Annotated in this window: 21 protein-coding genes; 9 read left to right on the top strand and 12 right to left on the bottom strand. The window is 66.4% G+C overall.

Features of this window, described 5'->3' with window-relative positions; all coding sequences use genetic code 11:
- Nucleotides 1-1,125 carry an NAD(P)/FAD-dependent oxidoreductase gene (locus CY658_RS25320; RefSeq protein WP_101492828.1) on the top strand — a complete coding sequence of 375 codons (1,125 nt, stop codon included), beginning with the start codon at nucleotides 1-3 and terminating at the stop codon, nucleotides 1,123-1,125.
- Between the two features lie 61 nt (nucleotides 1,126-1,186).
- Here CY658_RS25320 and CY658_RS25315 read toward each other — a convergent pair whose 3' ends face one another.
- The 8 genes from CY658_RS25315 to urtA all read right to left on the bottom strand — a co-directional run bounded on the left by CY658_RS25315 (nucleotide 1,187) and on the right by urtA (nucleotide 8,419).
- On the bottom strand, nucleotides 1,187-1,537 hold the full coding sequence (locus tag CY658_RS25315) for an alpha/beta hydrolase (RefSeq protein WP_101492827.1): 351 nt from the start codon (nucleotides 1,535-1,537) through the stop codon (nucleotides 1,187-1,189).
- Nucleotides 1,538-1,768: 231 nt separating this feature from the next.
- Nucleotides 1,769-2,113, bottom strand: coding sequence for a zinc ribbon domain-containing protein (locus CY658_RS25310; protein WP_101492826.1), 345 nt, complete (start codon nucleotides 2,111-2,113; stop codon nucleotides 1,769-1,771).
- Nucleotides 2,114-2,132: 19 nt separating this feature from the next.
- Nucleotides 2,133-3,365, bottom strand: coding sequence for a formamidase (gene fmdA, locus CY658_RS25305; RefSeq protein WP_013541972.1), 1,233 nt, complete (start codon nucleotides 3,363-3,365; stop codon nucleotides 2,133-2,135).
- A 24-nt stretch (nucleotides 3,366-3,389) separates the two neighbouring features.
- On the bottom strand, nucleotides 3,390-4,079 hold the full coding sequence (urtE, locus tag CY658_RS25300; protein WP_101493083.1) for an urea ABC transporter ATP-binding subunit UrtE: 690 nt from the start codon (nucleotides 4,077-4,079) through the stop codon (nucleotides 3,390-3,392).
- 15 nt (nucleotides 4,080-4,094) lie between these two features.
- Nucleotides 4,095-4,838: an urea ABC transporter ATP-binding protein UrtD gene (gene urtD, locus CY658_RS25295; RefSeq protein ID WP_101492825.1), complete on the bottom strand. Its 744-nt coding sequence runs from the start codon at nucleotides 4,836-4,838 to the stop codon at nucleotides 4,095-4,097.
- Nucleotides 4,839-4,860: 22 nt separating this feature from the next.
- Nucleotides 4,861-6,057: an urea ABC transporter permease subunit UrtC gene (urtC, locus tag CY658_RS25290; RefSeq protein ID WP_101492824.1), complete on the bottom strand. Its 1,197-nt coding sequence runs from the start codon at nucleotides 6,055-6,057 to the stop codon at nucleotides 4,861-4,863.
- Nucleotides 6,058-6,086: 29 nt separating this feature from the next.
- Entirely contained in the window at nucleotides 6,087-7,001 is a 915-nt protein-coding gene (urtB, locus tag CY658_RS25285; protein WP_101492823.1) for an urea ABC transporter permease subunit UrtB, read from the bottom strand.
- A gap of 149 nt (nucleotides 7,002-7,150) precedes the next feature.
- Complete coding sequence (gene urtA, locus CY658_RS25280) at nucleotides 7,151-8,419, bottom strand: urea ABC transporter substrate-binding protein (protein WP_056582156.1); 1,269 nt, start codon at nucleotides 8,417-8,419, stop codon at nucleotides 7,151-7,153.
- A 242-nt stretch (nucleotides 8,420-8,661) separates the two neighbouring features.
- Here urtA and CY658_RS25275 point away from each other — a divergent pair, with 242 nt between their 5' ends.
- The 3 genes from CY658_RS25275 (at nucleotide 8,662) to CY658_RS25265 (ending at nucleotide 13,792) form a co-directional block, all read left to right on the top strand.
- Nucleotides 8,662-12,060 (top strand): hybrid sensor histidine kinase/response regulator, encoded by a 3,399-nt coding sequence (locus tag CY658_RS25275; protein WP_101493082.1) that lies wholly within the window; start codon nucleotides 8,662-8,664, stop codon nucleotides 12,058-12,060.
- The gene (locus CY658_RS25270; RefSeq protein ID WP_101492822.1) at nucleotides 12,029-12,931 is read left to right on the top strand and encodes a response regulator transcription factor; all 903 of its coding nucleotides are present in this window, start codon (nucleotides 12,029-12,031) and stop codon (nucleotides 12,929-12,931) included. The genes CY658_RS25275 and CY658_RS25270 overlap by 32 nt, the downstream gene beginning before the upstream one ends.
- 90 nt (nucleotides 12,932-13,021) lie before the next feature.
- Entirely contained in the window at nucleotides 13,022-13,792 is a 771-nt protein-coding gene (locus tag CY658_RS25265) for a TIGR04325 family methyltransferase (protein WP_101492821.1), read from the top strand.
- A 60-nt stretch (nucleotides 13,793-13,852) separates the two neighbouring features.
- Here CY658_RS25265 and CY658_RS25260 read toward each other — a convergent pair whose 3' ends face one another.
- Nucleotides 13,853-14,284 (bottom strand): VOC family protein, encoded by a 432-nt coding sequence (locus CY658_RS25260; protein WP_101492820.1) that lies wholly within the window; start codon nucleotides 14,282-14,284, stop codon nucleotides 13,853-13,855.
- Between the two features lie 109 nt (nucleotides 14,285-14,393).
- On the opposite strand from CY658_RS25260, the gene CY658_RS25255 reads away from it, so the two are divergent.
- The 5 genes from CY658_RS25255 (at nucleotide 14,394) to CY658_RS25235 (ending at nucleotide 18,191) form a co-directional block, all read left to right on the top strand.
- On the top strand, nucleotides 14,394-15,314 hold the full coding sequence (locus CY658_RS25255) for a LysR family transcriptional regulator (protein ID WP_101492819.1): 921 nt from the start codon (nucleotides 14,394-14,396) through the stop codon (nucleotides 15,312-15,314).
- Between the two features lie 24 nt (nucleotides 15,315-15,338).
- The gene (locus tag CY658_RS25250; RefSeq protein ID WP_101492818.1) at nucleotides 15,339-16,235 is read left to right on the top strand and encodes an SPFH domain-containing protein; all 897 of its coding nucleotides are present in this window, start codon (nucleotides 15,339-15,341) and stop codon (nucleotides 16,233-16,235) included.
- A 46-nt stretch (nucleotides 16,236-16,281) separates the two neighbouring features.
- Nucleotides 16,282-16,485: a hypothetical protein gene (locus tag CY658_RS25245; RefSeq protein ID WP_099796597.1), complete on the top strand. Its 204-nt coding sequence runs from the start codon at nucleotides 16,282-16,284 to the stop codon at nucleotides 16,483-16,485.
- A gap of 54 nt (nucleotides 16,486-16,539) precedes the next feature.
- Nucleotides 16,540-17,385, top strand: a complete 846-nt coding sequence (locus tag CY658_RS25240) for a substrate-binding domain-containing protein (RefSeq protein ID WP_101492817.1) — start codon at nucleotides 16,540-16,542, stop codon at nucleotides 17,383-17,385.
- Between the two features lie 71 nt (nucleotides 17,386-17,456).
- Nucleotides 17,457-18,191: a transporter substrate-binding domain-containing protein gene (locus tag CY658_RS25235; RefSeq protein ID WP_101492816.1), complete on the top strand. Its 735-nt coding sequence runs from the start codon at nucleotides 17,457-17,459 to the stop codon at nucleotides 18,189-18,191.
- Between the two features lie 272 nt (nucleotides 18,192-18,463).
- Here CY658_RS25235 and CY658_RS25230 read toward each other — a convergent pair whose 3' ends face one another.
- The 3 genes from CY658_RS25230 to CY658_RS25220 all read right to left on the bottom strand — a co-directional run bounded on the left by CY658_RS25230 (nucleotide 18,464) and on the right by CY658_RS25220 (nucleotide 23,161).
- Nucleotides 18,464-18,871: a hypothetical protein gene (locus CY658_RS25230; protein ID WP_101492815.1), complete on the bottom strand. Its 408-nt coding sequence runs from the start codon at nucleotides 18,869-18,871 to the stop codon at nucleotides 18,464-18,466.
- 82 nt (nucleotides 18,872-18,953) lie between these two features.
- Entirely contained in the window at nucleotides 18,954-21,185 is a 2,232-nt protein-coding gene (locus tag CY658_RS25225; protein ID WP_101492814.1) for a M1 family metallopeptidase, read from the bottom strand.
- A 659-nt stretch (nucleotides 21,186-21,844) separates the two neighbouring features.
- The gene (locus CY658_RS25220; protein ID WP_101492813.1) at nucleotides 21,845-23,161 is read right to left on the bottom strand and encodes an MFS transporter; all 1,317 of its coding nucleotides are present in this window, start codon (nucleotides 23,159-23,161) and stop codon (nucleotides 21,845-21,847) included.
- Between the last annotated feature and the right edge of the window lie 2 nt (nucleotides 23,162-23,163).

The following is a 23,163-nucleotide window of genomic DNA, read 5'->3' as shown; positions in this document are numbered from 1 at the left end:
ATGGACCGGATCGACTGCGTCGTGATCGGCGCCGGCGTGGTGGGCCTGGCCATTGCGCGATCGCTCGCCCTGGCCGGGCGCGAGGTGGTGATCCTCGAGGCCGAGCACGCCATCGGCACGCACACCAGCGCGCGCAATTCGGAGGTGATCCACGCGGGCATCTCGTACGCACCCGGCTCGCTCAAGGGCCGGCTGTGCGTGGCGGGCAAAGCCGCGCTGTACGCCTACTGCGCCGAACGCGGCATCGGCCACCAACGCATCGGCAAGCTCATCGTGGCGGTGCAGGACGCGGAGCTGCCCGAGCTCGACAAATACATCGCGCTCGGCGCAGCCCACGGCGTGACCGACCTGCGCCTCCTCGGCGCCGCCGAAGCGCGCGAGCTGGAGCCCGAAGTGGCCTGCGTCGGCGCCCTGCACTCGCCTTCGACGGGCATCGTCGACAGCCATGCGCTGATGCTGTCGTACCTGGGCGACGCGGAGCGCGCGGGCGCCTCGCTAGCGCTGCAGAGTCGCGTGCTGGCCGTGCGGCCCACCGCGGACGGCCTTGTGGTCGAGGTGGGCGGCGCGGAAGCAACGAGCGTGCTGTGCAACACGGTGGTGAACGCGGCCGGACTCGGCGCGCAGGAAATCGCCGCACGCGTGGAAGGCATGCCCACAGACAAGGTCCCACCGCTGTACTACGCGATCGGCCACTACTTCTCGCTCGCGCGCAAATCGCCCTTCCGCCACCTCGTGTACCCGACCGGGCGTGAAGGCGCCTTGCGCGCCCACGTCACGCTCGACCTCGGCGGCCAATGCAAGTTCGGGCCGGACCTGAGCTGGCGCGACGGCATCGACTACAGCTTCGACGCCTCGCGCGAGGCGGCCTTCTACCAATCGGTTCGACGCTATTACCCCGCTTTGCAGGACGGTGAGTTGCAGCCGGGCTACACCGGCATCCACCCACGCTTGGCAGGCCCGGGCTCGTCGATGCACAACACGGCGACGGATTTCGTGATCCAGACTTCGCAGGACCACGGCATCGCGGGGCTGGTCAGCCTGTTCGGCATCGAGTCGCCGGGGCTGACGGCGTCGCTCGCGCTGGGCGAGCACGTCGCGGGCCTGGTGGCAAAGATGCAGGCATGAAAAAACGGGCCCGAGGGCCCGTTCGTTCTTGTCAGCCCCCGAAGGGACTGTGGTCGACCAATTACAGGCCAGCCTGGCGCGTGAACGACACGCTGGGCTTCTTGTACGCAGCCGGCACTTCGTCGCGGTAGAACGCACGGCGGTCGAGGCTGGCGAGCGGGTCGTGGGCCTTGGCGACGGCTTCAGCGCGGACCGTCGAGCGATCGGCGGTCGAGGTGAAGGTCTGTGCGCCGGCAGTGGCGCCGTCGCTGTACTCGTTGCCGGCGCGGGCGGCGGCCACGGCTTGCGACGCGACTTCCGAACGCGACAGCGTCGAGTTCACGGTGTGCACGCCGTCATAGGTTTCAGCGTGGGCACCGGCAGCAGCCAGGAGCGAGAGGGCAACGGCGGCGAGGGTCTTCGAGGCATTCATTTCAATCTCCTTCAGGTGGTGTGTCGATGGAATGAAGTTTGAACCTGAAGCGCCCAAAAAAACGGCAGCAAAAGGAATCGCGGCGTTCACGGGATTGAAACAATCGCGCATCGTCCGCGCATGCGACACGGCGGCCGGAACCCTGCCCTCCAGAGGGAACGCACGAGAAAGTTCTCGTCATCGGCATTCCTCGCATGCGTCAAGCGCATGCAAGGAATCCGTGCCGAACCCTCAGTGCGAGATCATCCAGGGCCGCCGCGACGGGGCCGATTTCGCGCCGTTCGGCGCGGTCTGCGTGGCACTGCGCCGCGATGCTCCCGAGCAGCAACCGCAGCCCGAGGGATGCCGCAGCCGCGCATAGTCGCGCGAGCTCGATGGCTCATGCCGCGCGCGTTCGTTGGTGGCCATCGCGTGGCGCGTGTCGGCGGCCATCAGCGCCAGGCGCGGCGCGGCGGTGAACACGCGCGGCGAGGCCGTGCCGCAATCGGGGCAGGCAGCGGGCTCGTCGCGCTGGCCCGAAGGCCGCAGCGATTCGAAGCCACCGCACTGCCCGCAGGCGTAGTCGTAGGTCGGCATGCGTGAGGCCTTCTCTTCTTCAGCGCAGGTCGTGCGACAGCGGCATGTCGATGCTGCCGTCGATGAACTTCACCGGCCCCGAGGCGTTCGGGTTGATGTCGAAGTCGAAGATGCCCGTGGGCAGCCACAGCGTGGCGCACGAGTTGGGCACGTCGACCACGCCGCTGATGTGGCCCTGCACGGGCGCCGTGCCCAGAATCGAATAGGCCTGCGCGCCCGAGTAGCCGAACTTCTTCAGGTACTCGATGGCGTTCAGGCAGGCCTGGCGGTAGGCCACGTTCACGTCGAGGTAGTGCTGCTTGCCGCTCTCGTCGACCGAGATGCCTTCGAAGATCAGGTAGTCGTTGTACTGCGGCGTGATCGGGCTGGGCTTGAAGATCGGGTTCTTGATGCCGTACTTCGCCATGCCGCCCTTGATGAGCGTGACCTTCATGTGCACCCAGCCGGCCATCTCGATGGCGCCGCAGAAGGTGATCTCGCCATCGCCCTGGCTGAAGTGCAGGTCGCCCACGCTGAGGCCCGCGCCGTCGACATACACGGGAAAGAACACCTTCGAGCCGCGCGACAGATCCTTGATGTCGCAGTTGCCGCCATGCTCGCGCGGCGGCACGGTGCGGGCGCCCTCTGCGGCTGCCTTGGCACGCGCTTCGCCGGTCATCTTGCCCATGTGGGCGGTGCCGGCGAACGGCGGGTTCGCGAGGCCTGGCACGCGGTCCGGGTCGGTGGCGATGAGCTTGCCTTCGCGCTCGTTCCACATATCGAGCATGGGCTTGTCGGGCAGACAGCCGATGAGGCCGGGGTGGATCAGGCCTGCGAAGTTCACGCCCGGGATGTGGCGCGAGCTCGTGAACATGCCCTTGAAGTCCCAGATCGATTTCTGCGCTTCGGGAAAGTGGTCGGTCAGAAAGCCGCCGCCGTTCTTCTTCGAGAAGAAGCCGTTGAAGCCCCACAGGCTGTCCTGCTTGGCGCCGATGTCGAGCAGGTCGACCACCAGCAGATCGCCGGGCTCGGCACCCTTCACGCCCACGGGACCCGAGAGGTAGTGCACCGTGCTCAGGTCGATGTCGCGCACGTCGTCGGCGCTGTCGTTGTTCTTGATGAAGCCTCCGGTCCAGTCGAAGGTCTCGAGGATGAAGTCGTCACCCGGGTTGACCCAGCAGGCCATCGGAATGTCCGGGTGCCAGCGGTTGTGGATGTTCTCGTTCTCCGTGGGCGATTGGGTCAGGTCGACCTTGATCAGCGTGTCCGTCATGTGCAGTGGCTCCTGGGGTTGTGGTTAGACAGAGAGATAGGCTTTGATGTGTTCCACATCGGTCTTGTCGCGCGCGGTCTCGTGCACGAGCCGGCCGCCTTCGATCACGAAGAGCCGGTCGGCCACGTCCATCGCGAAGCTCAGCACCTGTTCGGACACGACGATGGTGATGCCGCGCAGCTTGCGGATCTCGTTAAGCGCCTTGGCGATGTCCTTGATGATCGAAGGCTGGATGCCCTCGGTGGGCTCGTCGAGCAGCAGCACCTTGGGGTCGGTGACGAGCGCGCGTGCAATGGCGAGCTGCTGTTGCTGGCCGCCCGAGAGGTTGCCGCCCTTGCGGCTCTTCATGTCCCACAGCACGGGGAACAGCGCGTAGATTTCTTCGGGAATGCGCCGGGTCTTCGAGTTCTCCAGGCCGGTCTGGATGTTCTCTTCCACGGTCAGCGTCGGAAAGATCATCCGGCCCTGCGGCACGTAGGCGATGCCCTTGGCCACGCGCCTGAAGCTCTCGTCGCACGACACGTCCTGCCCCGCCACCTCGATGCGCCCGCTCTTCAGCGGCAGGATGCCCATGAGGCTCTTGAACAGCGTGGTCTTGCCCATGCCGTTGCGGCCCATGATGGCGATTGTTTCGTTCGCATGGCCTTCGAACGAGAGGCCGTGCAGGGCCTCGCTCTGCCCGTAGGCGACGTGCAGGTCTTCGACCTTCAGCATGATGGTGCTCATGGTTCAGTGCCCCAGGTAGACGTCGATGACTTTCGGGTCGGCCTGCACCTTCTCCATCGGCCCTTCGGCGAGGATCTTTCCCTGGTGCATCACCGTGACCTTGTGCGCGATCTGCTTCACAAAGGCCATGTCGTGCTCGATGACGATCACCGCGCGGTTCTGGCAGATGCGCTTGAGCAGGTCGGCCGTGAGCTCGCGTTCGCGCGCGCTCATGCCGGCGATGGGCTCGTCGAGCATCAGCAGTTCGGGCTCCTGCATCAGCAGCATGCCGATCTCCAGCCACTGCTTCTGGCCGTGGCTCAAGAGGCCCGCTTCGGTGCGCAGCTTGTCGGCCAGGCCGATGTCTTCGGCCACGGCCTGCACCTTCGACTTCACTTCGTCGTCGCACTGGAACGCCAGCGCGCCGAACACCGAGCGGCCCTTCGGAAACGACACCTCCAGGTTCTGGAACACGCTCAGGTTCTCGTAGATCGACGGCGTCTGGAACTTGCGGCCGATGCCCAGCCGCACGCGCTTGTGCTCGGCCATCTTCGTGAGCTCGGTGTTCTTGAACTTGATGCTGCCGGCGCTGGCGCGCGTCTTGCCGCAGATCAGGTCGAGCAGCGTGGTCTTGCCGGCGCCGTTCGGGCCGATGATCACGCGCAGCTCGTTCTTGTCGATGTACAGCGTCAGGTCGTCGATGGCCTTGAAACCGTCGAAGGAGACGGTGAGGTCTTCCACGGCGAGCGCGAAGTCGGTGTTGCTCATGGGGTGGGGGCTCCGGGTTCGATCAGGCGCGCTGGCGGCCGATGCCTTCGGGCAAGGCGGGCTCGGGCTGCGGCGCGGCAACAGGGGATGGGGCCGACACGGCGGCGGGCGGCGGCTTCACCGCGGCGTCGCGCAGGGCCTGGCGACGCGAGGCCCACCACGGCTTGATCGTGTCTTCCCACAGGCCCGCCAGGCCCATCGGGAAGGCCATGGTCACGCCGATGAAGAGCGCGGCCATCAAAAAGAGCCACAGGTCGGGGAAGCTTTCGGAGAACAGCGTCTTGCCTGCATTCACCAGCAGCGCGCCGTACACCGCGCCCACCAGGCTCATGCGGCCACCGACGGCGCAGAAGATCACCATCTCGATCGAGGGCACGATGCCCACGAAGCTCGGCGACATGAAGCCGACCTGCAGCGCGAACATGGCGCCGCCGATGCCCGAGAGCCCGGCCGCCAGGCAGAAGGTGAAGACCTTGAAGTTCGACACGTCGTAGCCCGAGAAGCGCACGCGGTCTTCCTTGTCGCGCATGGCGAGCAGCAGCGTGCCCAGCTTGCTGGTCTGCACCCAGCGGCACAGCAGAATGCTCAGCACCAGCAGGCCCACGCAGACGTAGTAGAGGATGTACTTGGCGCTGTCGGTGCGCGTGTCCCAACCCAGCATCGTCTTCAGGTCGGTCATGCCGTTGACGCCGCCCGTGTAGCCCTGCTGGCCGATGATGAGCACGGTGCAGATGAGCGCCACCGCCTGCGTGATGATCGCGAAGTACACACCGCCCACGCGGCGCTTGAACATCGCGAAGCTCACGAGCCAGGCCAGCGCCATCGGTGCCAGCACCACCAGCGCCAGGCTCAGCGGCAGGCTCTTGAACGGCAGCCACAGCGCGGGCAGCTCAGTGATCTGGTTCCAGTCCATGAAGTCCGGGATGCCGGGCGTCGACTGGATCTTGGTGGTGATGGGGTCGGAGGCTTCGAGCTTGAGGAACATCGCCATCGCGTAGCCGCCGATGCCGAAGAACACGCCCTGCCCCAGGCTCAGCACGCCGCCGTAGCCCCACACCATGACGAGGCCCACGGCCACGAAGGCGTAGGTGAGGTACTTGCCCACGAGGTTGAGGCGGAAGATGTCGAGCGACAGCGGCAGCACCACCGCGAGCAGCAGCACCAGCAGCAGGAGGCTGCCGAGCTGGTAGCGCTGGATCGAGGCCTTGAGGAAATTCATCGGAACGTTCTCCAAAACAGGAATCGATTTCAGCGGCGAACTTTGACTGCGAACAGGCCTTGCGGCCGCATCATCAGAATCAGCACGATCAGCGACAGCGTCAGCACCTTGGCCATCGAGCCGGTCATGAAGAACTCCGAGATCGACTGCGTCTGCGCAATGCCGAAGGCCGAGACCACGGTGCCCAAGAGGCTGGCCGCGCCGCCGAAGGTGACGACCAGGAAGGCGTCGACGATGTACAGCGAGCCCGAGGTCGGCCCGGTCGAGCCGATGGTGGTGAAGGCCGCGCCCGCCACGCCGGCAATGCCGCAGCCGATGGCGAAGGTGAGGCGGTCGGTCTTCTGGGTGTCGATGCCGGTGGCGTTGGCCATGGTGCGGTTGGCCACGGTGGCGCGCACCCGCAGGCCCCAGCGGCTCTTGTGCAGCGCGATGAGCACACCGCCCGTCGCCAGCGCGGTGAGCGCCAGCACGAACATGCCGTTGATCGGAATGTCGAGGCCTTCATGCGGCGTCCACGAACCCATGAGCCACTCGGGCAGCGTCGGGCTCACTTCCTTCGGGCCAATGAAGGTGCGGAATATCTGCTGCAGGCCCAGGCTCACGCCCCAGGTGGCGAGCAGCGTGTCGAGCGGTCGCTTGTACAGGTGGCGGATCAGCGCCCACTCCACGAGCCAGCCCGCGATGAAGGCGAACACGAAGGCGAGGCCGATCGCGATCGGAAAGTAGTACGGCATGAACGAGGGCGCCATGCGCTCGGTCACCTGCGCGGCCAGGAAGATCGAGTAGGCACCGATGGTCATGAACTCGCCATGCGCCATGTTGATCACGCCCATCTGCCCGAAGATGATCGCGAGCCCGAGGCCCATGAGCAGCAGCACCGCGAAGAGGCTCAGCCCCGCGAAGCCCTGCATGAGGCCGATGTTCATCATGTCCGACAAAGTCATGGCGACAAGTTCCGGTATTGGGTATTCGTATTGGCCCCTTCCCCCTCTGGGGGAAGGTTGGGATGGGGGCAGGCAGAGCGTGCCCAGTGGTGACGCCGCTTGCCCCCACCCCTGCCCTCCCCCAGAGGGGGAGGGAGAAAGGCAAAGACTTACTGGTAGCCCTTCGGGAACGGATCAGGCTTGATCAGTTCAGCCGACTCCGCCACCACCTTGAAGCTGCCATCCAGCTGCCCCTGCCCGATGCGCGCCTTGCTCCACAGGTGGTGGTTCGCGTCCAGCTTCACGTAGCCTTCAGGCGCGGTCTTCAGCTCGATGCCCGGCGAACCGGCCACGACCTTGTCGATGTCGAAACTGCCCGCCTTCTCCACCGCGGCCTTCCACAGCCAGGGGCCGAGGTAGCCCGCCTGCGTCACGTCGCCGATCACCGCGTCCTTGCCGTACTTGGCCTTGAAGGCCGCCACGAACTTCTTGTTGTTCTCGTTGTCGAGCGACTGGAAATACTTCATCGACGAGTAGAAGCCCGCGAAGTTCTCGCCGCCCACGCCGGTCATTTCGTCTTCGGTCACGGCCAGCGTCAGCAGGAACTGCTTGTCGCCGGTGATGCCCGCGGCCTTGAGTTGCTTGTAGAAAGCCACGTTCGAGCCGCCCACCACCGCGGCAAAAATGCAGTCGGGCTTGGCCACCTTGATCTTGTTGATCAGCGAGTTGAAGTTGGTGTGGCCCAGCGGGTAGTACTCCTCGCCCTTGACCGAACCCTTCTGGAAGTTCTCGATGTGCTTGCGCGCGATCTTCATGGAGGTGCGCGGCCAGATGTAGTCGGAGCCGACCAGGAAGAAGGTCTTGGCCTTCTTCTCCTTCGCGCCCCAGTCGAGGCCCCAGATGATCTGTTGCGTGGCCTCTTGCCCGGTATAGATCACGTTCTTGCTCTGCTCCAGGCCTTCGTAGAAGGTCGGGTAGTACAAGAGGCCGTTCTCTTTCTCGAACACCGGCAGCACGGCCTTGCGCGAGGCGCTGGTCCAGCAACCGAACACGGCGGCGACCTTGTCGTTGACCAGCAGCTTCTTCGACTTCTCGGCGAAGGTCGGCCAGTCGGAGGCGCCGTCTTCCTTGATGACCTTGATCTTGCGACCCAGGATGCCGCCCATGGCGTTGATCTGGTCGATGGCCAGTTGCTCGGCCTGGATGGAGCCGGTCTCCGAGATGGCCATGGTGCCGGTGGACGAATGCAGCTGGCCCACCGTGACTTCGGTGTCGGTCACCGCGAGCTTGGTGGTGTTGACCTTGGCCGTGGGGAACTGCCCCTGGCCGAAGCTCAGGCCGCTCAGGCCCATCACGGGCAGCGCGGCGGCGCCCTGCAGCAGACGGCGGCGGCGCAGTGCCATGGCATCGAGAGAGGAAGGGTCGGAATCACGCGACATCAGGAACTCCAGGCAGGTTGTAAGAAGGGAGAGCCGCGCACCATCGCAGTGCATCGGACGGTGCCGCTAGCACCATGGCTGGTACTTTAGAAATCACTTGCCTCTGCGCGAATACGTCATTCAACGTAGCGGCGCACCCCCGCCCCACCCGCAGACTCCCGAGCCAGACAACGCAGGAGACAGCAGGGAGCGCTTCTTGCTGTACCTGCCGCATGCCACAGCCGCCGCCGCGAGAACCCGCCATGACATCCGTCTCCGGACAGAAGATCTTTCGCATCCGCCGCGACTACAACGCCTGGGTCGCGAACGAAACGCTGGAGGACTACGCGCTGCGCTACACGCCGCGCAGCTTTCGCAAGTGGTCGGAGTTCCGCGTGGCCAACGCGGCCTTCGGCGCCACCTCGTTCCTGGCGCTGGAGGCCATCGGCGGCGCCATCGCGCTGAGCTACGGTTTCTCGAACGCGCTGTGGGCGATCCTGGTGGTGGGGCTCATCACCTTCCTCACGGGCCTGCCGATTTCGTACTACGCCGCACGGCACGGCGTCGACATGGACCTGCTCACGCGCGGCGCAGGCTTCGGCTACCTGGGCTCCACGCTCACCTCGCTGATCTACGCGAGCTTCACCTTCATCTTCTTCGCGCTCGAAGCCGCCATCCTCGCGCTGGCGCTACAGATGTACCTCGATTGGCCGCTGTGGCTGCTGTACCTGGTGTCGTCGATCGTGATCATTCCGCTGGTGGCGCGCGGCATCACGCTGATCTCGGGGCTGCAGCTGTGGACGCAGCCGATCTGGATCGTGCTGTTCGTCTGCCCCTTCATCGCGGTGATGGTGAAGAAGCCCGAGCTGTACGCCGACTTCACCGGCCTCGTGGGCCGCACCTCGGACAGCAGCGGCTTCGATCCGCTGATGTTCGGCGCGGCGGCCACGGTGGCGTTCTCGCTCGTGGTGCAGATCGGCGAGCAGGTCGACTACCTGCGCTTTCTGCCCGAGAAGACCGCCGCCAACCGCGGGCGCTGGTGGACGGCCGTGCTGGTCGCCGGGCCGGGCTGGATCGTGCCGGGCATGCTCAAGATGATGGGCGGCGCGTTCCTCGCCTTCCTGGCACTGCAGCACGAGATTCCGGCCAACCACGCGATCGAGCCCACGCAGATGTACCTCACGGGCTTTTCGTACGTGCTGCGCGACCCGGCCTGGGTGCTGGGCATCACGGTGCTGTTCGTGGTCGTGTCGCAGATGAAGATCAACCTGACCAACGCCTATGCGGGCTCGCTGGCGTGGTCGAACTTCTTTGCGCGGCTCACGCACAGCCACCCGGGGCGCGTGGTGTGGCTGGTGTTCAACGTGGCCATCGCGATCTTGCTGATGGCGCTGGGCGTGTTCGCCGCGCTGGAGCACGTGCTGGGCTTCTACAGCAACATCGCCATCGCCTGGGTCGGCGCGCTGGTGGCCGACCTGGTCATCAACAAGCCGCTGGGCTGGAGCCCGAAGACCATCGAGTTCAAGCGCGCGCACCTGTACGACATCAACCCCGTGGGCCTCGTTGCGATGCTGGTGGCGGCGGCGCTGGCGATGCTGGCCTACTCGGGCGCGCTCGGCCAGTGGGCGCGGGCCTTCTCGCCCTTCATCGCGCTCGCCACGGCCATGGCCGTGTCGCCGTTGCTGGCGTGGAAGACGCGCGGGCGCTACTACCTGGCGCGCACCGACATCGACCGCTGGACGCCGGGCCAGAGTGTGAAGTGCTCGGTGTGCGACAACAGCTTCGAGTCGGAAGACATGGCCCACTGCCCGGCCTACAGCGCACCGATCTGCTCGCTGTGCTGCACGCTCGAATCGCGCTGTCACGACCGCTGCAAGACCGACTCACGTGCGGCCGAGCAGATGAGCGGCTGGCTGCAAGCGCTGCTGCCGCCTGCCCTGTCGGCGCGGCTCAACTTTCGCGTGGCGCACTACCTGCTGGTCGCCACCTCGCTGATCGCGCTGCTCGCCACAGTGGTCGGCGTGGTCTATGCGCAGGAGGCCATCGCGGGCACCATCGATTCAACGATGGCGACAGCATTCCTGAAAGTGTTCGCGCTGCTCTCGGTGATCGCCGCCGTGGCCGCGTGGTGGGTGGTGCTGGGCAGCGAGAGCCGGCAGATGGCGCAGGAAGAATCGAACCGCCACAACAACCTGCTCGCACTCGAAATCGAGGCGCACCGCCGCACCGACGCCGCGTTGCAAACCGCCAAGGAAGCCGCCGAGGCCGCGAACCAGGCCAAGACGCGCTACGTGGCGGGCATGACGCACGAACTGCGCACGCCGCTCAACAGCATCCTGGGCTACTCGCAGATCCTGCTCAAGGGCGGCGACGCGGCCCTGCCGCCGCGCGAGGCGGTGCAGACCATCCACCGCAGCGGCGAGCACATGCTGGGCCTCATCGACGGCCTGCTCGACCTCGCGCGCATCGAGGCCGGGCGGCTGCAGCTGGAGCCCTCGCCACTGGCGCTGCCCGCTTTTCTCGACCAGGTCGTGCAGATGGTGCGGCCGCAGGCCGAGGCCAAGGGCCTGGCGTTCGTCTACACGCATGCGGGCCGCCTGCCGCCGTGGGTGCATGCCGACGTGAAGTGGCTGCGGCAGATTCTCATCAACCTGCTGACAAACGCCGTGCGCTTCACCGACAGCGGCACCGTCACACTGCACGTGGACGCGCGGCGCGAGGTGCTGCGTTTCGACGTGGTCGACACCGGCATCGGCGTGGCGCCGCAAGACCGCCAGCGCATCTTCCTGCCCTTCGAGCGCGGCGCCGCGGGCCGCCGGCGCGGCGAGCCGGGCACCGGGCTGGGCCTGACGATCACCGGGCTGCTCACCTCGCTCATGGGCGGCGAACTCAAGCTGGCATCGACCTCGTCGGCGGGCAGCACCTTCAGCGTGCGCGTGTACCTGCGCGAGGTGGCCGATCCCGGCCCGCAGGCGGGCTCGCGCGAGCCGGTGTCGGGCTACCTGGGCGAGCGCCGCACGCTGCTGGTGGTGGACGACCAGCCGGTGCAGCGCCAGATGCTCGCCGGCATGCTCGCGCCGCTGGGCTTCACGGTGCGCGAGGCGGCCAGCGGCACCGAGTGCCTGGACAGCCTGCGCGAAGAGCTGCCCTCGGCCATCCTGCTCGACCTGACGATGGACGACATGGACGGCTGGCAGACCGCGCGCTCGGTGCGGGCCTCGGGCTTCGCCGAGCTGCCGATCATCATCGTCTCGGCCAACATGTTCGAGAACCAGGCCGACCGGCTGCGCGCCGCGGGCTGCCAGGCCTTCGTGGGCAAGCCGGTGATCGAGTCGGAACTCATCGCCACGCTGGAGCGGCACCTGGGCCTCGAATGGCTGGCCATCGGCGACGCCCTGCCGCCGCCCGCCGACCCCGGCGCCACCCCGGCACGCCCGCCCCTGCTCGCACTCAGCGAAGACGACCGCGCCGACCTGATGCGCCTGGTGCAGATGGGCCATGTGCGCGGCTTGCACACCGCACTCGACCGGCTGGCCGCGGCCTCGCCCGCCGCGGCCGCCACCTGCACCTGGCTGCGCGGCATGGTCACGCGCTTCGAACTCGACACGCTCCGCAACGCACTGGCAGAAGATGCAGACACCACCACCCTCGCCTCCTCCTGAATCGATGTCCGAGCGCCCCGTCGTGCTGGTGGTCGACGACGCCCCCAGCAGCCTGGGCATGCTGTGCGACACGCTCGAGGCCAGCGGCTACACCGTGCTGGTGGCGGCCGACGGCGAGTCCGCGCTGCAGCGGCTCGAGCTGGTGGTGCCCGACGCGATCTTGCTCGACGGCCTCATGCCCGGCCTTTCGGGTTTCGAGACCTGCCGGCGCATCAAGGCCAACGCGGCGCTCGCGCACATCCCGGTGCTGTTCATGACCGGCCTGTCAGAAACCGCGCACGTGGTCGAGGGCTTCGAGTGCGGCGGCGTCGACTACGTGGTGAAGCCGATCCGTGCGCAGGAGGTGCTGGCGCGCCTGCACACCCACACGCGCAACGCCCGCATCACGCGCATGGCGCGCGACGCGGTCGATGTGGCGGGCATGGGCGTGGTGTTCGTCGACACGCGCGGGCGCATCGCCTGGCGCTCGCCGCAGGCCGCGCTGTGGCTGCATGCGCTCGAAGACCCGGTGGCGCCGGGCCGCCTGCCTGCCTCGGTGGAGCCCGCGCTGATGCCCGGCGCGTCGATCGCCATCGGCACCGCCACGGCCATGCGGCTGTCGGTACGCAACCTGGGCGCCGCGGCGCTCGGCGAGACCATGCTGCTGTTCGCCATCCAGCGCGAAGGCCCGGCCGCGCGGCTGGCCGAAGCCGCCCTCACGCCGCGCGAGACCGAGGTGCTGTCGTGGCTCGCCAAGGGCAAGACCAACCGCGACATCGGCGAGATTTTGGGCACCAGCCCGCGCACGGTGAACAAGCACCTGGAGCACATCTTCGAGAAGCTGGGCGTGGAAACACGGGCGGCGGCGGCGGCGCTCGCGAGCGGTATGTAACCCCTATGGGGTAACCGCCCCAACGGCGCCGGGCTATCGCCCTCCAATGCACCGGTTGCGCTCAGAATGGGCAGGCCACCGGAGACAGAGATGCTTTCAAGCCTGCTGGCCTTCCCGCCCCGCGAAAGCGCCTACAAGCGCAAGTTTTTGAACAACACGGACGAGAACCTCTTCATGGGGTCGTTCGAGAGCTTCGCGGCGGCCGAGGCCGGCGCACCGCCCAGCAAGGCCGTCGGCTATGCCAATGCCGATGCGGGCGAGCTCTACAGCCCGCAGATCTATTTCTACGACTACCCCGGCCTCTTCTGGCTGGGCCGCTCCATCGATGCGGGCCTGACGCGCGTGTTCGACCTGGGCGGGCATGTCGGCATCAAGTACTACGCCTTCCGCCGCGTGCTGACCTACCCCGACACCCTGCGCTGGACGGTGTGCGACGTGCCGGGCGTGGTCGAGAGCGGCCGGGCGATGGCGGTCAAGCGCGAGGCGACCGCGCAACTGAGCTTCACCACCGACTCCTGCGATGCGAGCGGCTGCGACGTGCTGTATGTCTCGGGCAGCCTGCAGTACCTGCCGACACGCATGGACGCGATTCTTTCTTCGCTCGCCGTGAAGCCCCGGCGCATCGTCATGAACACCACGGCCGTGCACCCCGAGCGCACGATCTACACGCTCAACAGCATCGGCGTGGCCGTGTGCGCCTACCGCATCCAGCACCACGACGAGCTGCTGGCCGACCTTGCACGCTCCGGCTACCGGAAGCGGGACGTGTGGCGCAACGAGGGCAAGCCGATCGAGGTGCCCTTTGTCGATGGCGGCGACAAGCCGTACTACGCGGGGTGCTGCTTCGACCTGATCGTCTGATTCGACCGCATCGCCTTGCGGGTGCCGCCCTAAGGCATTGCTTTTTTCCCGTCGGCGCTTTCAGACCGCGAACAGCGAATCCAGGTCCACAAAGGACTTCAGCTCGATGGCGTTGCCCGAGGGGTCGAGAAAGAACATCGTCGCCTGTTCGCCGGGCTCGCCCTTGAACCGGATGTAGGGCTCGATCACGAATTGCGTCTGGCGTGCGATGAGCTTGTCGGCCATCGCTTGCCACAGGTCCATCGGCAGCACGGCGCCGAAGTGGCGCACAGGCACGTCGTGGCCGTCCACGGCGCTGTGCGACTTGTGGCCGCATTCGTCGGGTGCCAGGTGCGCCACGATCTGGTGGCCATGAAAGTTGAAGTCGACCCATTCGGACGAACTGCGGCCTTCCGGACATTCGAGCAACTCGCCGTAGAAGGCGCGCGCCTCGGCGATGTCGCGCACGGGAAAGGCCAGATGGAACGGGATGCGTGCAGTGGGCGTGTTCATGGGGTTCATCGATCTAGGAGTTCAGGGTGAGCGAACTCTAAGCAGCGAGCCTCATAACCGAAAACGATATATTTCGGCACTGAGCACCACCAATTTCGATGAATCAAAAATGATCACCGAGCTTCGCACCTTCATCGCCGTGTGCCGCCACGGCACGTTCGCCGCCGCGGGAGAGCGCATCGGCCTCACGCAGTCGGCTGTCAGCAGCCAGATCAAGCGGCTTGAAGAATCGCTGGGCTTTTCGCTCTTCGATCGCACGGGCCGCTCCGCCACCTTGAATGCGGCGGGCGAAACGACGCTGGGGCGGGCGGAAGAAATCTGCGCGCTCTACGCCAAGCTCGGCGAGTTGCCCGACGACGCGGCCAACGCCGGGCTGCTGCGCATCGGCGCCATTGCGTCCGCGCAGCCGACGCTGGTGGCGCGGGCGCTCGAAAAACTGCGCGCCGGCTTTCCCCTGCTGCGCGTGCACATCTCGCCCGGCGTGTCGATGCGGCTCATGGATGACCTGGACGCCGGCAGCATCGATGCGGCCGTGATCATCCGGCCGCCCTTCGGCATTCTTCCGGAGCTGACGTGGCAGACCCTGGTGCGCGAGCCCTATGTGCTCATTGCGCCAGCCGACGTGCCCGGCAGGAACTGGCGCACCCTGCTGCGCGAACAGCCGTTCCTGCGCTATGACCGCGCGTCGTTCGGCGGGCGCATGGTCGAACGGTTCCTGCGGCGCGAAGACCTCGCGGTGAGCGACGCCATCGAGGTCGACGAAATCTCCGGGCTCATCCACCTGGCCTCGAAAGGCCTGGGCGTTGCGCTCGTGCCGTGGGTCGAGGCCCACCTTCCGCTGCCGCCGGGCGTGCGCATGCTGTCGCTGGGCGAGTCCACGTTCCATCGCGAAGTCGGGCTCCTGCAGCGGAAACCGCGGGCCAGCCCGCCCCTCGTCGCGCAGTTTGCGCAGTGCCTGCGCGACGCGGCCGAACCGGCGAAGGCGGGCCGAAAGAAAGTCTTGACGACCTCCAAAAAGATATTAAAGTGATATCACTTTGAACAGGAGGCCTTCATGCACGAGCAGACCCCGTCCATCCCCCGCCAGGTTCGCAGGGAGCGGCCGTATCGGTCCGTCAACGGATACGGCATCGTCGCCGTGGCGCTGCTGATCCTTGCGGTCGGCGCCTGGGTTCTCGTGCGGCGGATGATGCCGCTGCCCCTGAGCATCTTGCTGATCGTCGTCGGCGTCGCGCTGCTGCCGGGGCTGTACATGCTCAAGCCCAACGAGGGCATCATCCTCACGCTCTTCGGCAAGTACCAGGGCACCGACCGCGCCGAGGGCCTGCGCTGGACCAACCCGTTCCAGTCGGGCCAGAAGATCTCGCTGCGCGCGCGCAACCTCAACACGCCGCCGCTGAAGGTGAACGACAAGCGCGGCAACCCGGTGGAGATCGGTGCGGCCGTGGTCTGGCGCGTGCACGACACGGCACAGGCCGTGTTCGAGATCGACGACTACAACAAGTTCGTCGCCATCCAGTCTGAAGCCGCCATCCGCCACCTGGCCACGCTCTACGCGTACGACAGCGGCGACGACCTGCAAAGCGACGAGGTCACGCTGCGCGCCGGCCTCGATGTGGTGGCCGATGCGCTCAAGGCCGAGCTGAACCAGCGCTTTGCCAGCGCGGGTGTCGAGGTGCTCGATGCCAAGCTCACGCACCTGGCCTACGCGCCGGAAATTGCCCAGGTGATGCTGCGGCGCCAGCAGGCGGTGGCCATCGTGAGCGCGCGGCACCAGATCGTGGCGGGCGCGGTCGGCATGGTCGAGGCGGCCCTCAAGGGCCTGTCGGAGCGCAACCTCGTCGTGCTCGACGACGAGCGCAAGGCCTCGATGGTGTCGAACCTGCTGGTGGTACTGTGCTCGGACCGCGAAACCCAGCCCGTGGTCAACACGGGCACGCTCTACACCTGATGCATCCACGGCACCGCCCTGCCGCCGCCACGTCTTTTTTCCTCTGATGGCCAGTCCCGGTAAGAAGTCCTATCCGCTGCGCATCGATCCGGCCCTGTGGGCCGAGATCGAGCGGCTGGCGGCCCAGGAGCTGCGCAGCGCGAATGCGCAGGTCGAGTTCCTGCTGCGCGAAGGGCTCGCGAAGCGGGGGCGCCTGCCGGCGGCCGATGCGCCCGCCAAAGATGCGGCCCCGCCCAAGCCGCCACGCTAGGCTGGTAGTAACCCCGAATTTTCTGAAGGCCGATTGACAGCCTCGGCCCCTACGATGACACGGCACGATCTTCAGGAGACACACGCCGTGAAAGCCTTCGTTCCCCGTTCCGCCCTGACCCGCCGCGCCGCCCTGGCGCTGGCCGCTTCCTTCGCCCTCGCCGGGTGCGTCAGCACGCCACCCGCCGCCACCGGCGACATCCACGTCATGACCTCCGGCGGCTTCACTGCCGCCTACAACGAGCTGCGCCCGGGCTTCGAGCGCAGCAGTGGCCGCAGCGTGAAGACGGCCTACGGCGCGTCGATGGGCGCTGCCAGCGATTCGATTCCCAGCCGCCTGGGTCGCAACGAGCCGGCCGACGTCGTGATCCTTGCGCGCCCTGCGCTCGATGCGCTGGTGGCGCAGGGCCAAGTGGTGGCGGGCAGCCAGGTCGACCTGGTGCGTTCGTCGATCGGCTTTGCGGTGCGCAAGGGCGCGCCCAAGCCCGACATCGGCACGGTCGATGCACTCAAGCGCACGCTGCTGGCGGCGCCGTCGATCGCCTATTCGGCGAGCGCGAGCGGCACCTACTACGAGACCGAACTGCTCAAGAAGCTGGGCATCGAAGACCAGGTGAAGCCCAAGAGCAAGCGCATCCTCAGCGAGCGCGTGGGCACGGTGGTGGCGCGCGGCGACGCGGCCCTTGGCCTGCAGCAGGTGAGCGAGCTGTTGCCCATCGAAGGCATCGACTACATCGGCCCGCTGCCTGCCGAGGTGCAGCGCGTGACGGTGTTCTCGGCCGGCATTGCCACGGCATCGAAGCAGCCCGAGGCAGCGCGGCAGCTGATCCGCTACCTCAACTCGCCGGCCGCAGCGCCGACGATTGCGAAGACAGGGCTGGAGCCCATGCCAGCGCGCTGAACCCGCGGCCTCACGGCCCGTAAACTGGCGGCCTTCATCCCCTCCTTCCGCCTTCCCGACGAACGGACGCCATGACCACATCGCCCTCTTCCGCCCTCGTGACCGCCTTCGCCCCCAACGGCACGCTGCGCGCCTCGATCAACCTCGGCAATCCGATCCTTGCCAACAAGGACGCGACCACCGGTGAGCCTGTCGGCGTGTCGATCGACCTGGCCCGCGAGTTCGCGCGGCGGCTTGGCGTGGGCATCGAGCTGGTGGTGTTCGAGAAGGCCGCGGCTTCGGTGGACGCGGTGAAGAACGAGAAGGCCGACATCGGATTTTTCGCGGTCGATCCCGCGCGCAGCGAAGGGCTGCGCTTCACGGCACCCTATGTGCTCATCGAAGGCAGCTACCTCGTGGCCGAATCGTCGGCGTTGACCGATAACGCGCAGGTCGATGCCGAAGGCCATCGCATCTCGGTCGGCTCTGGGAGCGCCTACGACCTGTTCCTCACGCGCGAGATCAAAGCCGCTGAGATCGTGCGCCTGCAGGGTGCGGGGCCTGCGCTCGCTGCACTGCGCGCAGGCGACGTCGAGGTAGCGGCGGGCATTCGTCAGTTGCTCGAAGGCGAGGCGGCCCGCGCACCGGGCGTGCGCGTGTTGCCGGGGCGCTTCATGGTGATACAGCAGGCAATGGGTACGCCGGCCAGTCGCGGGGCTGAGGCGCAGGCGCTGCTCTCTTCCTTTGTCGAGGAGATGAAGGCTTCGGGCTTTGTCGCCGACGCATTGAAGCGCCATCGCATCGAAGGCGCGATCGTTGCGCCGTAACTAGCGCGCTCGTTCAGGGCGCGTGCACAGGCCACCGGGTACTTCCCTCCGCGAATGTCCCCCGGGCTTCGCCCTCCTCCTTGATTTCGCTGCGGGAAGCACCCAGTGTCCTGCGCCCGCTGGGCGCAGTCGTGATGCTCGCCGATCAATCGCTGCTCTGAACTCGCTCACGTCGATGAGGTGCCTTGCGCAGCGAAATCAAGGAGGAGGCCGCAGGCCGGGGGACATTCGCGGAGCAAGGTACCTCGTCGGCGGGAGCGACGCCCTGAACGTCAAAGCTTGTGCGCCTCCACTGGCCCTTGCGAATAGAACAGGAAATAGCCCGTCTGCGTCTTGAAGCCGTTCTTCTGCCACCCGGGCGGCACCTTGAAGATGCCGAGCTGGTCGCTCGAGATGCCGACGAAGGACGTGTTTTCCGTGTCGGTGGTGATGCGGCTCCAGCGCTCGCGTGTCACCGGTTGCATCTGCATCTTGGGTTCGCTCCATTCGGGCGTGCGCACCTTGTCGCGCATGATGAAGCGGTCGCCGTCGCGCTCGATCTTGACGACCTCCTTGAGCACGCCGTTGCGTTCGACGGCGTAGACGCCGACCAAGTCGGTTTCCGGCCCGCCGCGTGCGCCGCAGGCCGAGAGCAGTGACACGCAGGCCACTGCAAGCAAAGAATTCAGAAGTGTTTTCATGAGATTCGTTTGAGGTGACGCATGCGCCGCCAGGCACGCCCGACGGCACATGCGGGGTTCACGAAAGAAGGCTCAGCCCAACTCAACGCTTCTGGTTCTCGCGCAGCGGCAGCTTGCCCTGGAAGCGCAGGGCGTGCGGGTACTCTTCCTTGCCGCCCGTCTCCACCGCCGCCATCTTCTGCTGGCTCTCCTGCGTCTTTGCGAGCAGCGGCGCCGGCAGGTTGAGCACACCCTTGATCTGGTCGTACTGCGCCTGCGTGATGCGCCCCACGCCGAGCAGGCGGAAGGCATCGCGCTCGATGTTCAGCAGCAAGGGCTTGTTGCCCGCGAAGTTCTGCACCTTGGCCAGCAGGTTGCTCCACGACGGCGCGCTGTAGTTGCTCACGTAGTAGTCCTGCCCCGTCGGCCCGGCGAGCACCGCGGTGCAGCCCGGCAGCTCGACCTGCGTGGCGTTGTTCGACATCACGAAGGTCTCGCGCTTTTCCATGGCATCGCCGTACGCCAGCGTGACGGGAATGGTCCACGTCGAGGCCGGGAACTGGTTCTGGTTGGGGAACGACTCCTGCGTGATGTTGACGTAGGTGCGGTCGCCGGCGCACTGCGCATCGACCGTGAGCAGCGGCACGCCCGTCTGCCGGATGAGGCTGTCGCCGATGTCGCTGACCTTCTTGTTGGTGGCCTTTTCCAGCGAGGTCCACAAACGCGTGGGCGTGACGTTGCCATACGCATAGTCCTTCAGGTAGATCTGCAGGCCCTTCTGCATCGCCTCTTCGCCGATGTAGTTCTGGATCGTCTCCAGCACGTGGCTGCCCTTGTTGTAGACAAAGATCGATGGGCTGATGAAGCCGAACGAGCCCGCGTCGTTCAGGTTGCGTTGCACCGGCACGGCCGAGGGCTTCAGGTCGGCCACGATCACGTTGTGTTTGTCGAGCACGTAGTCGGAGAAGCTGTAGTACTCGGGGTGGAACTTGATGGTGGTGCGCCGTTCGAACCAGCGCGCAAACGACTCGTTGAGCCACACGTTGTCCCACCAGTCGAGCGTGACCAGATCGCCGAACCACTGGTGCGCCACCTCGTGCGTGACCACGGTCACCGAGTACAGCGTGGGCTTGTCGCCGGGCTTGGTGAGCACCGCATCGGCAAACTCGAAGATCGCGCCCCAATTCTCCATGCCGCCGAAGCCGGTGTTGGGCTTGTTGTCGTAGCTGTCGTTGGCGGCCACGGTGTCGAACTTCTTGAAGGGCAGCGAGATGCCGGTGTACTTGTAGTAGTAGTCCATCGACACCTTGGTCCACTCCATCGCGAACTTGGCCCAGTCGGAGCGGCCCGGCGGCGTGAACCAGCGCAGCGCCATGTCGCTGCCGTCGAGCGGGTTCTTGAATTTGTCGGCCAGGATGTCGAACTTGCCACCGCCGAAGAAGGCCAGGTACATCGGCATCGAGGGCGTCTTCTCGAAGGCCACGCGCTGGTAGCCGTCGGGCAGTTTCACGGCCTCGGTCTGTGCGCCGTTCGACACGGTCTTCCATTCGCCCGGCACCTCGGCCGAGATCTCGAAGGTGTGGCGGAAGGCCGGCTCGTCCCAGCCCGGGAACCACTGCCGTGCGAAGTTGGTTTCGCCCTGCGTCACGATGGCGTCGCTGCTCACGCCCTCGGGCGTGGACAGGCCGACCTTGAAGATGCCCGACGCGGCCGAGCACAGCGGGTTTTTCGCCAGCACTTCGGGCGTGCAGTACTCGGCATCGGAAAACTGGATCTTGCCGTCCCACTCCATGTGCAGCAGGTACTTGCCCTTGGCGATCTGGCCGTCGTTCAGGCGCAGCTGCACGAAGTCGCCGCGCGTCTGCGGCGTGGGAATCAGCGGGATTGCCTCACCCGGCTTCGAGACCTTGCGCAGCGTGGTGCGCCCGCGCGCAAAGTTGAGGTCGTGCGCGGCGACGACGATGGCGTCGACCGGCTGCAGCACGTCGATCTCCACATCGGCGCGGCCCACGAAAGTCTTGAGCGCCGCATCGGGGCGGAACCACAGCTTGTAGTTCACGGGCCAGACCGTGTCGGGCAATTCCATCGGCCGGGCCGAACGATCGACCGCGGCCACCGCCGATTCGGGTGCGGCGGGCACGCCATCGTCGGGTGACTTCTTGGTGGTGTCTGCGCCGTCGGCCGCGGGCGCCGAGGCCCCCGGTGCGTTCAGGCCCGTGCCGCCGAACGACGCGCCACCGCCGCTGTCTCCGCCGCCGCCGCAGGCCGTCAGCGCGGCAAGGGTCACGGCCGTGAGGGCCAGACGATGAACGACAGGTGTATTCAGTGATTTCATGATCGCCTCTGGGTACTCTTGGTAAGGAACATGCGCCGCACCGCAGGCACCGGCGGATAGCCGGTGATGCGCGTGACGCGCGCGGGATGAGTGGAACGAACGACAGATCAACAAGAAATGCGGGCAGCACAGCGCCCTCCCGGCGAACAACCAGTTCGTCAGGAACGCAGGCTCAGGCCGGACCGCACCGCGTGTGCTGCGGTGGTCCCAGGATGCGCGGGGCGAGCGGCGCCATTCCCGTCAAGACGCGGGGTGTGGGGGGAGCGTGTGAACGCGGTGGGGTGTCGCGGGCCGGGCTCAGTGCCCGTGCATCGACACGATGCGTTCACCCGAAGGGCGAACGGCCGGGGCCATGGCGAAAGCGATGGCGACGGCAAGACTGGCTGCGGCTCTTGTGGTTGATTTCACGCGCATTCCCTCGTCCGTTGAAGTGCTCGCAGTTGTAGCTGATCGATGCAATGAGCTCAACGCGTCGCGGAACTTTTCTCTCTCAAATTGTTCGCGCGCGATAGGTCGAACGGCATCATGGCCGGCTGTGCATGCCAAGCAATACGAAGATGGTTCTGCGCCCGAAACACCTGCTCACGCAGATGACGAAAACACGGGCCATGCACTGTGACGAAGCGGCCACAGTACGAAGGTTCAAGCCACGCCGAACACTACGAAAGCTGTGAACCAGAGACTGCAGTGGTGCGTTGCGCACGCTCGCGCCACCACAGCAAAAAGCCGCATGCGAACACCACCACCTGCGTGCCGATGAGCAGTGCAAAGCCCGCAAAGAAACCCGCCGCCGACGAGGCCGCTGTCACCGTTGTGTGTGCTGCACCACCGCTGTGCGACACCGCAGTGATCACGCCACCCATCAGCGCCGGCATGAAGCCCGCCACGAGGCTGCCCACGCCGTTGGTCACGCCGAAGGCACTGGCCGTGTGCTCGGAGCGCGCGCAGTGCTGCACGGTGCTCGGAATGGCCGGGCTCTGCAGGCCCCAGAAGAAGTTGGCCGCCACGAGGCAGGTCGCGGCCATGTACGGGTCGCGCGCGTTGATGGCCAGCAGCACCGACAGTGCCACGCCCGCGCTCGCGCCCATGAAGATGAAGGGCACGCGGTCGCGCCCGAGCTTGTCGATGAGCACACCGCCCGTGAACACCGCGAGCACCGTCGCGTACTGCGGCAGCGAGGCGATCCAGCCCATCTCGCGCAGCGAGAAGCCGCGCGCCTCGCGCAGGTAGGTCGGCAGCCAGTTGCTGCTGCCCCAGAGGTAGGCCAGCGCTGCCGAGGTCAGCAGCGTGATGAGGAACAGGTGCCGCGTGTGCAGCGCGCCTTTCACGATGCCGGCCACGCGCGCCATCGCATCGCCGAACGACGAGGGCTTGATGCCGTCGCCGTGCCCCGGCGGCATGCGCACGAAGGCCAGCACCAGCGGAATGCCCAGCACGATGTTGAGCACGCCCAGCACATGGAACGAGCTGTCCCAATCGAACTGCGTGAGCAGGTAGCCCACCAGCGGATAACCCACCGCCAGCCCCAGGCCCGTGCCCATGTTCACCAGCGCGTTGGGTTTGCCGTTCTCGTCGCTCTTGAAGTGCGCCTTGATGTACGACGAGGCCAGCGAGAACAGCGGCCCCTCCGACACGCCCAGCAGCACGCGCGACGCCAGCAGCAGACCATAGCTGTTGAACATCGGCGAAGCCCAGGTCACCACGCCCCAGAGGATGAGGCCGTAGATCAGGCTGCGCCGCACACCGAACAGCGCCGAGCAGAACGGCGTGAGCACGAAGGCCGACACGCCGTAGCCGAGCATGAAGGCCGTGGCCAGCAGGCCCTGGCTCACGCGGTCGGAAGCGTCGATGCCCACGTGCTTCAGAAAGGCCGCATCGGTGATCAGCACCGCGATGTTGATGCGGTCGACGTAAGAGATCGCCACGATCACGAACAGCGTGATGACGCCGTACCAACGGAAGTTCTTGCTCTGCATGA

Source organism: Variovorax sp. RO1 (genome assembly GCF_002849325.1).
Classification (GTDB): domain Bacteria; phylum Pseudomonadota; class Gammaproteobacteria; order Burkholderiales; family Burkholderiaceae_C; genus Variovorax.
This window is presented reverse-complemented; position numbering and strand designations above follow the sequence as displayed.

What these genes read in the sequence shown, in the direction of transcription:
- CY658_RS25250 (WP_101492818.1), top strand. Translation starts at nt 15,339, where the DNA reads ATGCACGAGCAGACCCCGTCCATCCCCCGCCAGGTTCGCAGGGAGCGG.
- CY658_RS25240 (WP_101492817.1), top strand. Translation starts at nt 16,540, where the DNA reads ATGACACGGCACGATCTTCAGGAGACACACGCCGTGAAAGCCTTCGTT.
- CY658_RS25225 (WP_101492814.1), bottom strand. Translation starts at nt 21,185, where the DNA reads ATGAAATCACTGAATACACCTGTCGTTCATCGTCTGGCCCTCACGGCC.
- CY658_RS25270 (WP_101492822.1), top strand. Translation starts at nt 12,029, where the DNA reads ATGCAGACACCACCACCCTCGCCTCCTCCTGAATCGATGTCCGAGCGC.
- CY658_RS25275 (WP_101493082.1), top strand. Translation starts at nt 8,662, where the DNA reads ATGACATCCGTCTCCGGACAGAAGATCTTTCGCATCCGCCGCGACTAC.
- CY658_RS25255 (WP_101492819.1), top strand. Translation starts at nt 14,394, where the DNA reads ATGATCACCGAGCTTCGCACCTTCATCGCCGTGTGCCGCCACGGCACG.
- CY658_RS25265 (WP_101492821.1), top strand. Translation starts at nt 13,022, where the DNA reads ATGCTTTCAAGCCTGCTGGCCTTCCCGCCCCGCGAAAGCGCCTACAAG.
- CY658_RS25310 (WP_101492826.1), bottom strand. Translation starts at nt 2,113, where the DNA reads ATGCCGACCTACGACTACGCCTGCGGGCAGTGCGGTGGCTTCGAATCG.
- CY658_RS25235 (WP_101492816.1), top strand. Translation starts at nt 17,457, where the DNA reads ATGACCACATCGCCCTCTTCCGCCCTCGTGACCGCCTTCGCCCCCAAC.
- urtB (WP_101492823.1), bottom strand. Translation starts at nt 7,001, where the DNA reads ATGACTTTGTCGGACATGATGAACATCGGCCTCATGCAGGGCTTCGCG.
- CY658_RS25220 (WP_101492813.1), bottom strand. Translation starts at nt 23,161, where the DNA reads ATGCAGAGCAAGAACTTCCGTTGGTACGGCGTCATCACGCTGTTCGTG.
- CY658_RS25230 (WP_101492815.1), bottom strand. Translation starts at nt 18,871, where the DNA reads ATGAAAACACTTCTGAATTCTTTGCTTGCAGTGGCCTGCGTGTCACTG.
- fmdA (WP_013541972.1), bottom strand. Translation starts at nt 3,365, where the DNA reads ATGACGGACACGCTGATCAAGGTCGACCTGACCCAATCGCCCACGGAG.
- CY658_RS25260 (WP_101492820.1), bottom strand. Translation starts at nt 14,284, where the DNA reads ATGAACACGCCCACTGCACGCATCCCGTTCCATCTGGCCTTTCCCGTG.
- urtC (WP_101492824.1), bottom strand. Translation starts at nt 6,057, where the DNA reads ATGAATTTCCTCAAGGCCTCGATCCAGCGCTACCAGCTCGGCAGCCTC.
- CY658_RS25320 (WP_101492828.1), top strand. Translation starts at nt 1, where the DNA reads ATGGACCGGATCGACTGCGTCGTGATCGGCGCCGGCGTGGTGGGCCTG.
- urtD (WP_101492825.1), bottom strand. Translation starts at nt 4,838, where the DNA reads ATGAGCAACACCGACTTCGCGCTCGCCGTGGAAGACCTCACCGTCTCC.
- CY658_RS25245 (WP_099796597.1), top strand. Translation starts at nt 16,282, where the DNA reads ATGGCCAGTCCCGGTAAGAAGTCCTATCCGCTGCGCATCGATCCGGCC.
- CY658_RS25315 (WP_101492827.1), bottom strand. Translation starts at nt 1,537, where the DNA reads ATGAATGCCTCGAAGACCCTCGCCGCCGTTGCCCTCTCGCTCCTGGCT.
- urtE (WP_101493083.1), bottom strand. Translation starts at nt 4,079, where the DNA reads ATGCTGAAGGTCGAAGACCTGCACGTCGCCTACGGGCAGAGCGAGGCC.
- urtA (WP_056582156.1), bottom strand. Translation starts at nt 8,419, where the DNA reads ATGTCGCGTGATTCCGACCCTTCCTCTCTCGATGCCATGGCACTGCGC.